We start from the raw sequence: 13,088 nt of genomic DNA, 5'->3' as shown, positions 1-13,088 counted from the left end.
CGTTTCACCGTCGGACACAAGCCTCAAATCGCTTACGTATACGTTCCCTTGGGGGCTTCTTGGCACAGCCATTCCCCCTGGATTCCCCTGGCATGAACGGTTCATCGCGAGAGTGGCCAGCGGCGAGAGATCACTCGCCTTGCTCGCGTTGAACCGCATCAGGGGGTTCCATGAGATCCAATCGCGCCATCAAGCGCGCCGGTGTGAGCCTGGCAGCGACACTGCCTCTGCTCGCCGGCGCGCTGGCGCTCGGCATTCCCGCGGCCCATGCCGCGGACGCCCCGGGCCGGGACACGCTCGCCGGCACCAGGCCCGCGTGGGCCACCGCCAAGGCGGACAAGGGAGCCACGCCCGACAGCTCCAAGGTGACCGCCCGGGTCTACTTCGCCGGCCGGAACGCGGACGGTCTGACCGCGTACGCGAAGGCCGTCTCCGACCCGAGGTCCGCCTCGTACGGCAAGTACCTCACGGCCGCGCAGGTCCAGCAGCGCTTCGGGGCCTCCCCGGCCCAGGTCGCCGCCGTCAAGGCGTGGCTGACGGCGTCGGGCCTCAAGGTCACCGGTGTCACGGCCCACTACGTCACCGTCTCCGGTGACGTGGCCGCCGCCGAGAAGGCCTTCAGCACGCAGCTGCACAACTACGCCAAGGGCAGGAAGACGTACCGGGCGCCCGCGAAGGCCGCCTCCGCGCCGGACAGCCTGAAGGGTGCCGTCCTGACCGTCACGGGTCTGGACAACGCCCCGCACCACGTGACCCACGACGACACGCTGCCGGCGCCGGAGACCGTGTTCCGCAACGCGGGTCCGTTCTCCACGTACTACGGCTCGAACACCGCCGCCTCGCTGCCCACGGCGTACGGCAAGCAGATCCCGTACGCCGTCGAGGGCTACACGGGCAAGCAGCTGCGGGCCGCGTACGGCGCGGGCAGCTGGACCGGCAAGAAGGTGCGCGTCGCCATCACCGACGCCTACGCCTCGCCGTACATCGCCGGCGACGCCGCCACCTACGCGGCCAAGCACGGCGACGCCCCCTACCGCAGCGGCCAGCTCAAGCAGGTCCTGCCGGCGGGCTACACGAACACCGAGGACTGCGGCGCGGCCGGCTGGTACGGCGAGGAGACCCTCGACGTCGAGGCCGTGCACGCGGTCGCGCCGGGCGCCGACATCACGTATGTCGGTTCCGCGTCCTGCATGGACGACGATCTGCTCGACTCGCTCGGCAAGATCGTCGACAAGCACCTCGCCGACATCGTCTCCAACTCGTGGGGCGACATCGAGGCCAACCAGACGCCGGACCTGGCCGCCGCCTACGACCAGGTGTTCAAGCTCGGCGCGGTCCAGGGCATCGGCTTCTACTTCTCCTCCGGTGACAACGGCGACGAGGTCGTCAACACCGGTGTGAAGCAGGTCGACACCCCGGCCAACTCGGCGTGGGTGACGGCGGTCGGCGGTACCTCGCTGGCGGTCGGCAAGGGTGACGCGTACCAGTGGGAGACCGGCTGGGGCACCGAGAAGGCCTCGCTGTCGGCCGACGGCAAGAGCTGGACCAACTTCCCGGGCGCCTACACCTCGGGCGCGGGCGGCGGCACCAGCAAGACGGTCGCGGAGCCCTTCTACCAGAAGGGTGTCGTACCCAACTCGCTGGCCAAGGCCAACAGCGAGAAGGGCAACCGGGTCGTCCCGGACATCGCGGCGATCGCGGACCCGAACACCGGCTTCAAGGTCGGCCAGACCCAGTCCCTGCCGGAGGGCGGCGTCGCGTACAGCGAGTACCGCATCGGTGGTACGTCGCTTGCGGCACCGGTGATCGCGGCCGTACAGGCCCTCGCGCAGGAGGCCCGGGGCGGCGCGCCGATCGGCTTCGCCAACCCGGCGATCTACGCGAAGTACGCCTCGCACGCGAAGGTCTACCACGATGTGACCGACAACCCCACGGGGTACGGACTCGCCGTGGCCCGCCTGGACTTCGCCAACGGCTACGACGACACGGACGGGATCCTCACCTCCGTCCGCAGCCTCGGCAAGGACAGCTCGCTGCAGGCCGTACGCGGCTACGACGACGTGACCGGCGTGGGTACGCCCGCGAAGGGTTACGTGGAGTCGTACCGCCGCTGAGGCGCCGACGCGACCAGCCCGACCAGCCCCAAGCCCGTCCCCGGAGCGTTCACCGTCCGGGGGCGGGCGCTTTTCTGGTGGCTCGCTCGATCACGAGGAAGATCACGAAACCCGCGACGAACAGGAGGACGCCGCCGACCAGGAACGGTACGGGGGTGTACTCGTCGGTGCAGGTCTGCTCGCCCGGCGACGAACTGCAGACCGTGCCCGGGCCGCCCCGGTTCAGGTAGGCGAGGTAGAAGAGCGGCAGCGCCAGACCGGAGAGGGCCCCGGCAGCGGCGTTCATCGGCCCCTTCCGCAGCAGCAGCCCCGCGCCCGCGGCGGCCACCACCAGAAACACCAGCCCCACCGTCAGGATGGCGGCGAACCCGGCGGCCACGCACGCCCCCACCGCGAACCACGCCAGGAACCAGGCCCAGCCCGTACCGCGGCCCGCACTGCCCGCGCTGTCCGGGCTGTCCGCATGCACCCCGTTGTATGTCATGTCTCCTACTGAAAACGCGGTCATGACATCAGGCAAGGCACTTCAGGGTCCCATTGCCCCGGCGTCAGGGAGAGTTGACCCGCGTGGGGCGACCCACACGCCCCACCACCCCATCGCGTCGCATTGACGATTACACTGGGCGGCGTGCCTCAACTACGCCTCGCCCTGAACCAGATCGACTCGCGCGTCGGCGACATCGCCGGAAACACGGAATCGATCCTCCGCTGGACCCGGCACTCCGCCGAGCAGGGAGCGCATCTCGTGGCGTTCCCGGAGATGGTGCTGACCGGGTATCCCGTCGAGGACCTCGCCCTGCGCTCCTCCTTCGTGGAGGCGTCCCGCGCGGCCCTGCGCTCGCTCGCCGCGCGTCTCGCCGAGGAGGGGTTCGGCGAGCTGCCGGTGGTCGTCGGTTACCTCGACCGGTCCGAGAGCGACCTGCCGAAGTTCGGCCGCCCGGCCGGCTCCCCGCGCAACGCGGGCGCGGTCCTGTACGGCGGCGAGGTGCTCCTGACGTACGCCAAGCACCACCTCCCGAACTACGGCGTCTTCGACGAGTTCCGCTACTTCGTGCCGGGCGACACCATGCCCGTGCTGCGCGTGCACGGCATCGACGTGGCGCTCGCGATCTGCGAGGACCTCTGGCAGGACGGCGGCCGGGTCCCGGCGGCGCGCTCCGCGCGGGCGGGCCTGCTGCTCTCGATCAACGCCTCCCCGTTCGAGCGCGACAAGGACGACACCCGGCTGGAACTGGTCCGCAAGCGCGCCCAGGAGGCGGGCTGCACGACCGCCTACCTGGCGATGGTCGGCGGCCAGGACGAACTGGTCTTCGACGGGGACTCGATCGTCGTCGACCGGAACGGCGAGGTGATCTCCCGGGCCCCGCAGTTCACGGAGGGCTGCGTCGTCCTCGACCTGGACCTGCCCGCCGCCATGCCCGACGCCCCGACCGGCGTGGTGGACGACGGCCTGCGCATCGACCGCGTGATCCTGTCCGCGGACCCGCTGCCCGCGTACGAGCCCGAGCTGACCGGCGGCTACGCGGAGCGCCTGGACGACGACGAGGAGATGTACTCGGCGCTGGTGGTGGGCCTGCGGGCGTACGCGGCGAAGAACGGCTTCAGGTCGGTCCTGATCGGCCTCTCGGGCGGTATCGACTCGGCGCTGGTCGCGGCGCTCGCGTGCGACGCGGTGGGCGCGGAGAACGTGTACGGCGTGGCGATGCCGTCGAAGTACTCCTCCGACCACTCGATCGGCGACGCGGCGGAACTGGCCCGGCGGACCGGCCTCAACTTCCGTACGGTGCCGATCGCGCCGATGTTCGACGCGTACATGGACTCGCTGGGTCTGACGGGCCTCGCGGAGGAGAACCTGCAGTCCCGGCTGCGGGGCACGATGCTGATGGCCATCTCCAACCAGGAGGGTCACATCGTGCTGGCGCCGGGCAACAAGTCGGAACTGGCGGTGGGTTACTCGACCCTGTACGGCGACTCGGTGGGCGCGTACGGCCCCATCAAGGACGTGTACAAGACGTCGATCTTCCGCCTCGCGAAGTGGCGCAACAGGGCGGCAGCGGAAAGGAACCAGACTCCGCCGATCCCGGAGAACTCCATCACGAAGCCGCCGAGTGCGGAGTTGCGCCCGGGGCAGATCGACACGGACTCCCTGCCGGACTATCCGGTACTGGACGCGATCCTCGAGCTGTACGTGGACCGGGACTCGGGCGCCGACGCGATCGTGGCGGCAGGCTACGACGCCGAGTTGGTGACCCGGGTGCTGCGAATGGTCGACACGGCGGAGTACAAGCGGCGGCAGTACCCGCCGGGGACGAAGATCTCGGCGAAGGGGTTCGGGAAGGACCGGCGGCTGCCCATCACCAATGGGTGGCGGGAGTCGCTGTAAGGGCGGGGGCCGGTGCGGGGGCACGCCCCTCGCCCGGCCCGCATGCGAACATCGACACTCTGCGCAATCCTGGATAAGTGCCCTTTATCACCCGGCAGGCACCAGCACCGGGTGAGGCGGAGAACAGACGGCACAGCAGGCGGAACGTTGGACGGGCCGTCCTGCGGAATTCGGTTTTTCCCAACCCGAAGACGGAGACGGGACATGATGCCGAACACGTCCAGAAAACTCGCAGCAGTGGCAAGCAGCATCATCGTGACGGTCGGCGGCCTCGCCACGGGCGCCGCGACCGCGGAAGCGGCACCGCAGAGCAACTCGCACTCGAGTGCGCTGCGGGCGTGCGGCACGACCTCGTACGACAAAGACTCGGGATACAACTACTACCCGACAGGCTTCCCTTCCGGTCAGTGGCTCCAGACATCGTACGGTTGCGGGCGAATCACGGTGATGACCAACTCGAACCGGAACGTGAAGGTGTGCCGCAGCTATGGCGGCAGCGTGTCCTGCCAGGACAGCTACACGTACGCCACACGGGGTAAATGGACCGAGCTCGAGTCGGGTGTCCCCGGGGGCACCTACTACAAGCTCCGCTTCCAGTCGACCGGACGGGCCACCGGGTGGATCAACGACTGACCTGTTCCACCTGGGCGTTGGCCCCCGCGCCGAGAGGCCGGGGGCCAATCGCATTCATATGTTCGGCATTTCGATCACAAATTGTTCGGCATATCGACCCTATTTCTCCAAGGCCCTTCTCAGCGCGAAAACTTGACGACTTGTTGGCCCTCCTTTGACGACCTGAACTTCGCCCGAGCTCACTATTGTTAGCGCTCACATTCTGGCGAAGTTCGGAGATCAACGATGATTTCTTTTTCACACCGTCAGCGTCTGAGAGGGATTCTCCTCTCGGTCGGCGCGACCATCGCCGTGGTCGCCGGTCTGCTGGTCGGTGCCGCCGGCCCGTCCCAGGCCGCCACCTCGCTCCCTTGTGACATCTACGCCTCGGCCGGTACGCCCTGCGTCGCCGCGCACAGCACCACACGCGCCCTCTACTCCGCGTACAGCGGCGCCCTTTACCAGGTGAAGCGGGCCTCGGACTCCGCGACGACCGACATCGGCACCCTCGCCGCGGGCGGCTACGCCAACGCCGCGGCGCAGGACACCTTCTGTTCCGGCACGACGTGCATCATCACGAAGATCTACGACCAGAGCTCCAAGCACAACGACCTCACCATCGAGGGCCCCGGCGGCAACGGCGGCCAGGACGTGGGCGCCATCGCCAACGCCCTGCCGGTGACGGCCGGCGGACACTCGGTCTACGGCATCTTCGTGTCGGCCGGCGTCGGCTACCGCGACAACAGCACGTCGGGCATCGCCACCGGCAGCAGCCCCGAGGGGATGTACATGGTGACCAGCGGCCACCATGTGAACAACCGCTGCTGCTTCGACTACGGCAACGCCGAGACCTCCGGCAACGACACCGGCAACGGTCACATGGACGCGCTCAACTTCGGTACGGAGTGCTGGTTCTCGTGCTCCGGCGCCGGATCGGGCCCCTGGGTCGAGGCCGACCTCGAGAACGGGCTCTTCTTCGGAGCGAACGGGTCCTACCCGAGCAACACCGGCAACAGCAGTGAGTTCGTCACGGCCCTGCTCAAGAACAACGGCACGACGACCTATGCGATAAAAGGCGGCAACTCCCAATCGGGGTCGTTGACCACCTGGTACAACGGGGCCCTGCCCAACCTCGGCGGCTACACCCCGATGCAGAAGGAGGGCGCCATCGTCCTCGGCACCGGCGGTGACAACAGCAACGGCTCCGACGGCTCCTTCTTCGAGGGCGTCATGACGGCCGGTTATCCGACCGACGCCGCCGACAACGCCGTACAGGCCAACATCACCTCCGTCGGCTACAGCACCCCGGCCGCCACCTTCCCGGTCGCCGGCACCGCCTACCGGCTGACCAACACCAACTCGGGCAAGGTCCTGGACGCGGTGAACTGCGGTACCGGCAACGGGACTTCGGTCGACCTGTGGTCCTCGCTCGGCAACACCTGCCAGCAGTGGAAATTCGCGAGCGCGGGCAACGGCCACTACACCATCACCAACGTCAACAGCGGCACGGTCCTGGACGACAAGAACTGCGGGCAGAGCAACGGCACGGCCGTCCAGTTGTGGGCGTCGCTCGGCAACAACTGCCAGCAGTGGGACGTCACCCGCGTCGGCAGTCACTACACCATCAGCAACGTCAACACCGGTATGACACTGGACGTCACGAACTGCGGCACGGCCAACGGCACGGCGGTCCGCCAGTGGCAGCAGCTCGACAACACCTGCCAGCAGTGGGACATCGCCCCGTAGGGGTCAGCTCGGTTCGATCGAGTGGGTGGGTGGGTGGGTGTGAAAACACCCACCCGCTCAGTGGAGCACCTTCTCCGCCCGCGCGGGCACGTGCGACGCCACCACGCGTTCCCGCCCGGCCGACGGAGTCGACCGGCGCCGGTCGACCACGTACGCGACCCCGGCGACGCCCAGGCCCAGCAGGGCCAGCCCCGCTCCCACCAGTGCCGGGGACGTCGTACCGAGGCCCGCCGCCAGGGCGAGGCCGCCGATCCACGCTCCCCCGGCGTTCGCCAGGTTGAAGGCCGCCTGGTTCGCCGAGGACGCCAGGGACGGGGCCGACGACGCCCGCTCCATCACCATCAGGTTGAGGGGCGTGCCCGTGACGAAGGCCGCCACGCCGACCAGGACGACCGCCAGGGCCGCGCTCCACTGCGTACTCATCAGCAGCGGGAACGCGCCCAGGACCACGATGAGCGAGACCAGGCCGCCGAAGAGGGTGCCCCGCATCGCGTGGTCCGCGAGCCGCCCGCCCAGCAGGTTGCCGATCGTCGCGCCGACGCCGAACAGCGCCAGCAGCAGGGTCACGCTGGAGTCGGCGTACCCTGCGGAGTCCGTCAGCATCGGCGTGATGTAGCTGTACGCCGAGAAGAGGGCGCCGAAGCCCGCGACCGTCGTACCGAGGGCCAGCCAGACCGGCACCGAGCGCAGGGCGGCCAGTTCGCCGCGCAGGCCCGCCACCGGCGCCGCCGCGCGGTCGTGCGGGATCAGCAGCGCCAGGGCCGCTATCGCCGCCACGCCGATCACGCTCACGCCGAGGAAGGTCGCCCGCCAGCCGAGCTGCTGGCCCATCGCCGTCGCCACCGGGACGCCGAGCACGTTCGCGACGGTCAGGCCCAGGAACATCAGCGACACCGAGCGTGCCTTGCGCTCCGGGGCCGCCATGGTCGTGGCGACGACCGCGCCCACGCCGAAGAAGGCGCCGTGCGGCAGGCCGCTCAGGAAGCGGGCGGCCAGGAGGGAGTCGTAGTCGGGGGCGAACGCGGAGAGCGCGTTGCCCGCCACGAACAGGCCCATCAGGCCGATCAGGACCTTGCGGCGCGACATCCGGGCCGTGAGGGCGGCGAGCAGCGGGGCGCCGATGACGACGCCCAGCGCGTACGCCGAGACCAGGTGCCCGGCGGACGGGATCGACACGCCCAGGTCGTCCGCGACGTCGGGCAGCAGGCCCATCATCACGAACTCGGTCGTGCCGATGCCGAAAGCACCCACGGCGAGGGCGAGCAGGGCCAGGGGTGTGGTCCTGCGGGCGGACAGGGAGGTCGGCGTGGGCCGGGACATCAGAGCGGGGGCCTTTCGAAGGGTGCGGCGGGCGTAGGTCCGTACAGTTTATGTTCAAGTACGGAACAAACACTCCCCGGCCCCCTATTCCCCCGGGTTACGAGCCCGTGGACGCCGCCCCTACAGGGTGGGAATCCTCACCCTCGCCGCGATCGGCAGATGGTCGCTGGCCGTGCGCGGCAGCGACCAGGAGCTGACCGGTTCCACGCCCTGCACCATGATCTGGTCGATCCGCGCCATCGGGAACGACGCCGGCCAGCTGAACCCGAAGCCGCTGCCCGAGGCGCCCTGCGTGGAGCGCATCTGGGCGGTGACGGCGTTGAGGGCCCGGTCGTTCATCGTGCCGTTGAGGTCGCCGAGGAGGATCTTGCGGGTCAGCGTCTCGTCGGAGAGCGCCTCGCCGAGCGCGTTCGCGCTCTTGTCGCGCTGGCGGGCCGTGAAGCCGGCCTCCATCTTCACGCGCACCGACGGGAGATGGGCGACGTACACCGCGACCGGCCCCTCGGGTGTCGCCACGGTGGCGCGCATGGCGCGGGTCCAGCCCAGCTTGATGTCGACCGGGCGGGAGGCGCTGATCGGGTACTTGCTCCACAGGCCGACCGTGCCCTGCACCGAGTGGTACTTGTACGTCGCCGCGAGGGCCTTCTCGTACGTCGGGACCGCCGTGGCCGTCAGTTCCTCGAGGGCCAGGAGGTCGGCGCCGGAGCCCGCCACCTCGCGGGCGGTGCCGGAGGGGTCCGGGTTCTCCGCGTTGACGTTGTGGGTGGCCACCGTCAGGTTGCCGCCGGTCCCGGCGTTGCTGCCGAGCAGCCCGCCGAAGAGGTTGAACCAGACCACCGTGGGCAGCACCACCGCGATCAGCGCGGTCGCGGAGCGCCGGAGCAGCGCCACGATCAGCAGCAGCGGCACGGAGACGATGCCGAACCACGGCAGGAACGTCTCGCTGAGACTGCCGAGGTTGCCGATGCGGTTGGGGATCTGCGCGTGCAGCAGCATCACCAGGGCGAGCAGTATCGCCAGCGCCGCCGTGATCAGTCCGCGCCGCCAGATTCTCGGATCGCCCCGCCAGCCGGCCGTCAGACGGTTCATCAGGCGCCGGAGCCGGGGTCCCCGGCGCTCGGGTCCCGAGCCTCCGTTGTCCGTATCCGTCATGTACGCCTGCTGGGCCATACTGTCGCCTCACAACCTGCCGTGCTCACCCGTCCGTCCCCCGCGCCTAAGACCCTAGGGGATGTTCGGTTCCGATCTCACCGTCCCATGACGGCCGTACGGGGACGATGACGAACAAGTCGGCACGACCAGTTCCGGTTGTTCCGCGCGGACGGCTCTCTGTGACGAAACACGCACAGTCGTGCGCCAGTCGGCCCGACAGGCGTACGAATTCCTGCTCAGGGGGCGACCGGCCGCAGACCTTGCAGCAGCGTGTCGACGATCTGCTCCGCGAGGCCCTCCGGGAGGTCGGCGTCGGGGCGCAGAACGGCGCGCAGGAGCATGGGGCCGAGGAAGAGGTCGTACATCACTGTGACGTCGACGTCCGGGCGGACCTCGCCGGTTCGCTGGCCGCGGCGCAGGAGTTCGGTGCCGAGCGCGCGGCGCGGTTCGACGACGGTGGCGTGGTAGGCGGCCCAGAGTTTGGGGCTGCTCTTCATCTGGGCCTGGACGTTGTGCAGGAACGCCGAGGACCGGTGGGCCAGTCCGCGTCGGCGCAGTGTCTCCAGCAGGACGACCAGGTCGTCCCGCACCGATGTGCCGGGCAGCTCGGGGTCCGCGGGCTCCATGACCCGCATGACGTCGACGAAGAGCTCCTCCTTGCCCCGCCAGCGGCGGTAGATGGTGGCCTTGCCGACACCGGCGGTCCGGGCCACCCGCTCGATGGAGATGTCCGCGAGCGGCACGCCCTCCTCCAGGAGCTGCATCACGCCCTCGATGATGGAGCGCTCCACGGCCTCGCTCCGGGGGCGGCCACGGGCACTGCCCCGATCGGTGGCGGTCCGATCGGCGGCGGTCCCGTCGGCCAGGTCGTCCGTGAGGCTCACGCGACCTGCTCCTTTCGTTTCCCACGTGCCACGTCATACGTATTGCGTACTGCCCCCTACGTACTACGTGTTGCTCAATATCTTCTACGTACTGCCTTGATTCTCCCAGCCGTTGCGGACGTTCCAGCCGTTCAGTGGTCGGCCGACGCCAACTGCGGCTTCTCCTCGCCCTCTTGGGGCGCGGCCGGGCGGCCCGGGAGGCACAGGGCGACGACCAGGGCGCCCAGGACGGCGACGCCCGCGCCGCACAGGGCGGTGAGGTGCATCGCGTGCAGGAACGCGTCGTTGGCGGGGCCGACCAGGGCCTCGCCCTTCGGGCCGAGCTTGGCGGCGACGCCGAGGGTGGCCTCGATGGACTCGCCCGCGGTGTGCCGTACGCCGGCGGGCAGCACGTCGAGCTTGTCCTCGATGCCGCTGCGGTAGGACGCCGAGAGGACCGAGCCGAGTACGGCGATGCCGAGCGCGCCGCCGACCTGGCGGAAGGTGTTGCTGAGCGCGGAGGCGGAGCCGGCCTTCTCGCGGGGCAGGGCCTGCATGATGACGACGCTGGTCGGCGTCATGATGTGCGCCATGCCGGTGCCCATCAGGAAGAAGACGACTTCCAGCAGCCAGATCGGGGTGTCCCTCTCGAACGAGGCGAACGCGGCGAGTGTCGCGGCGATCAGCAGCATGGCGGCGGTGGTCGTGGCCCGGTTGCCGAAGCGGTCGACGGCCAGCCGGGCGCGCGGTGCGAAGATCAGCTGGGCGGCGGCCAGCGGCAGCATCAGCAGGCCGGTCTGGAGGGGCGAGTAGCCGCGCACGCTCTGGGTGTAGAAGACGGAGAAGAAGGTCACGCCCATCAGTGCGAAGAAGACGAGCGCGATGACGGACATGGCCGCCGAGAAGGTCTTGTTGCGGAAGTACGTCACGTCGATGGACGGGTGGTCGCTGCGCTTCTCGAACAGCACGAACCCGACGAGTACGGCGAGACCGGCGCCGATGGTGGCCAGCACCTGCGGGTCGGTGAAGTCGGCGAGCTGGCCGCCCTTGATGATGCCGTAGACGAGCAGCACGAGCCCGACGACCGACAGCAGCACCCCTACGGGGTCGATGCGGCCGGGCTTGGGGTCGCGGGAGTCGGGCACCAGGATCGTCATCAGCACCAGCGCGATGATCACGATCGGTACGTTGATGAGGAAGACCGAGCCCCACCAGAAGTGGTCGAGGAGGACACCTCCGGTGATCGGTCCGATGGCGATGGCCAGGCCCACACCGCCGGCCCAGATGCCGATGGCCTTGGGCTGCTCCTCGCGCTCGAAGACGTTCATCAGGACGGCGAGGGTGGCGGGCATCACGAAGGCGGAGCCGAAGCCCATCACGGCCCGGAAGACGATGAGCTCGGTGGGCGAGCCGGCGAAGGCGGCGAGCGCGGAACCGAGGCCGAACACGGCGAGGCCGCCGAGCAGCACCTTCTTGCGGCCGAGCCGGTCGCCGAGGATCCCGGCGGTGAACAGCAGGCCGGCGAAGACGAGGGTGTAGGCGTTGATCGCCCACTCCAGCTCGCTCTGGGTGGCGCCCAGGCCGGTCGGGGCGGGGGTGGAGATGGTCTTGATGGCGACGTTGAGGATGGAGTTGTCGAGCACCACGATCAGCAGGCTGAGCATGAGCACACCGAGGATGGCCCAGCGTCGCCGGTGCACGGCCTCGGGGATCCGGGGGCCGAGGGCGGGTGGGCCGGCGGGAGTAGTCATGTCGGCAAGCCTAAGTCCATTTCGATACGAGACCGTCTCGTATCGAAACTCTTTACCGAGACCTTACCCATGGCGATACACATGGTGATGGGCCGCCCGCGCGGACGGGCCCGCGCGGGCGGGAGACGTTCAGCACACCGGGCGCCCTCCGCGGGCGACCACTAGCCGTCCCCGGACGCGAGGTGCCACCATGGGAGCGATCCGGGGACGCCGTCAGGGTGCCTCGAGATGATTTGAAGGAGCCGTTGCGATGACGCAGCTTCAGCCTGCCCAGCAGACCTCCGCCGGCAGCACCCACGCGACGAACGCGCTGTACGGAGGCAAGGGCACCCGCCGCATCACGGTCCGGGACATCACCGCCGCCAAGGAGCGCGGCGAGAAGTGGCCCATGCTCACCGCGTACGACGCGATGACCGCGTCCGTCTTCGACGAGGCCGGCATCCCGGTCATGCTGGTCGGCGACTCGGCCGGCAACTGTCACCTGGGCTACGAGTCGACCGTACCCGTCACCCTCGACGAGATGACCATGCTCTCGGCGGCCGTCGTCCGGGGTACGAGCCGGGCGCTGATCGTCGGCGACCTGCCCTTCGGTTCCTACCAGGAGGGGCCGGTGCAGGCACTGCGCTCGGCGACCCGGCTGGTGAAGGAGGCGGGGGTCGGTGCCGTCAAGCTGGAGGGCGGGGAGCGCTCGCACCGCCAGATCGAGCTGCTGGTCGAGTCCGGCATCCCCGTGATGGCCCACATCGGGCTGACCCCGCAGTCCGTGAACGCCATGGGCTACCGCGTCCAGGGGCGCGGCGAGGAGGCCGCCCAGCAGCTGCTGCGGGACGCGAAGGCCGTCCAGGACGCGGGGGCGTTCGCGGTGGTCCTCGAGCTGGTTCCGGCGGAGCTGGCCGCGGAGGTCACGCGTGTGCTCCACATCCCCACGGTGGGGATCGGGGCGGGCGCCGAGACGGACGCCCAGGTGCTGGTGTGGACGGACATGCTGGGGCTCACCGGAGGGCGGGTGCCGAAGTTCGTCAAGCAGTACGCGAATCTGCGTGAGGTCATGGGGAACGCGGCGAAGGCGTTCGCGGAGGACGTGACCGGCGGAACGTTCCCCCTGGAGGAGCACTCCGTGCACTGACCCGACGTGCACCGACCCCTG

General features: G+C 69.4%; 10 protein-coding genes. 5 read left to right on the top strand and 5 right to left on the bottom strand.

What is annotated here, in order from left to right; genetic code table 11:
* The first annotated feature begins 170 nt into the window (after positions 1-170).
* The gene (locus tag ABZ855_RS24205) at positions 171-2,114 is read left to right on the top strand and encodes a S53 family peptidase (protein ID WP_360810024.1); all 1,944 of its coding nucleotides are present in this window, start codon (positions 171-173) and stop codon (positions 2,112-2,114) included.
* Positions 2,115-2,163: 49 nt separating this feature from the next.
* On the opposite strand, the gene ABZ855_RS24200 is transcribed toward ABZ855_RS24205, so the two are convergent.
* Complete coding sequence (locus tag ABZ855_RS24200; protein ID WP_360810022.1) at positions 2,164-2,598, bottom strand: hypothetical protein; 435 nt, start codon at positions 2,596-2,598, stop codon at positions 2,164-2,166.
* A gap of 144 nt (positions 2,599-2,742) precedes the next feature.
* Here ABZ855_RS24200 and ABZ855_RS24195 point away from each other — a divergent pair, with 144 nt between their 5' ends.
* The 3 genes from ABZ855_RS24195 to ABZ855_RS24185 all read left to right on the top strand — a co-directional run bounded on the left by ABZ855_RS24195 (position 2,743) and on the right by ABZ855_RS24185 (position 6,855).
* A complete protein-coding gene (locus tag ABZ855_RS24195; RefSeq protein WP_360810021.1) occupies positions 2,743-4,497 on the top strand; it encodes an NAD+ synthase in 1,755 nt (584 codons plus the stop codon).
* 237 nt (positions 4,498-4,734) lie between these two features.
* Positions 4,735-5,130 (top strand): hypothetical protein, encoded by a 396-nt coding sequence (locus tag ABZ855_RS24190; protein WP_360810019.1) that lies wholly within the window; start codon positions 4,735-4,737, stop codon positions 5,128-5,130.
* A gap of 225 nt (positions 5,131-5,355) precedes the next feature.
* Positions 5,356-6,855, top strand: a complete 1,500-nt coding sequence (locus ABZ855_RS24185) for an arabinofuranosidase catalytic domain-containing protein (protein WP_360810017.1) — start codon at positions 5,356-5,358, stop codon at positions 6,853-6,855.
* Between the two features lie 57 nt (positions 6,856-6,912).
* Here the strand turns inward: ABZ855_RS24185 and ABZ855_RS24180 are convergent, their stop codons facing one another.
* The 4 genes from ABZ855_RS24180 to ABZ855_RS24165 form a co-directional block, all read right to left on the bottom strand.
* Positions 6,913-8,175, bottom strand: a complete 1,263-nt coding sequence (locus ABZ855_RS24180) for an MFS transporter (RefSeq protein WP_360810015.1) — start codon at positions 8,173-8,175, stop codon at positions 6,913-6,915.
* A gap of 120 nt (positions 8,176-8,295) precedes the next feature.
* Complete coding sequence (locus ABZ855_RS24175) at positions 8,296-9,345, bottom strand: endonuclease/exonuclease/phosphatase family protein (RefSeq protein WP_360810013.1); 1,050 nt, start codon at positions 9,343-9,345, stop codon at positions 8,296-8,298.
* Between the two features lie 218 nt (positions 9,346-9,563).
* Positions 9,564-10,193: a TetR/AcrR family transcriptional regulator gene (locus tag ABZ855_RS24170; protein WP_360810124.1), complete on the bottom strand. Its 630-nt coding sequence runs from the start codon at positions 10,191-10,193 to the stop codon at positions 9,564-9,566.
* 149 nt (positions 10,194-10,342) lie between these two features.
* Complete coding sequence (locus tag ABZ855_RS24165; protein WP_360810011.1) at positions 10,343-11,941, bottom strand: MFS transporter; 1,599 nt, start codon at positions 11,939-11,941, stop codon at positions 10,343-10,345.
* A gap of 250 nt (positions 11,942-12,191) precedes the next feature.
* On the opposite strand from ABZ855_RS24165, the gene panB reads away from it, so the two are divergent.
* Positions 12,192-13,067 (top strand): 3-methyl-2-oxobutanoate hydroxymethyltransferase, encoded by an 876-nt coding sequence (gene panB / locus ABZ855_RS24160; protein WP_319205444.1) that lies wholly within the window; start codon positions 12,192-12,194, stop codon positions 13,065-13,067.
* Positions 13,068-13,088: the final 21 nt, after the last annotated feature.

This window comes from Streptomyces sp. NPDC047042, from assembly GCF_040644035.1.
In the GTDB taxonomy this organism is placed as follows: Bacteria; Actinomycetota; Actinomycetes; order Streptomycetales; family Streptomycetaceae; genus Streptomyces.
This window is presented reverse-complemented; position numbering and strand designations above follow the sequence as displayed.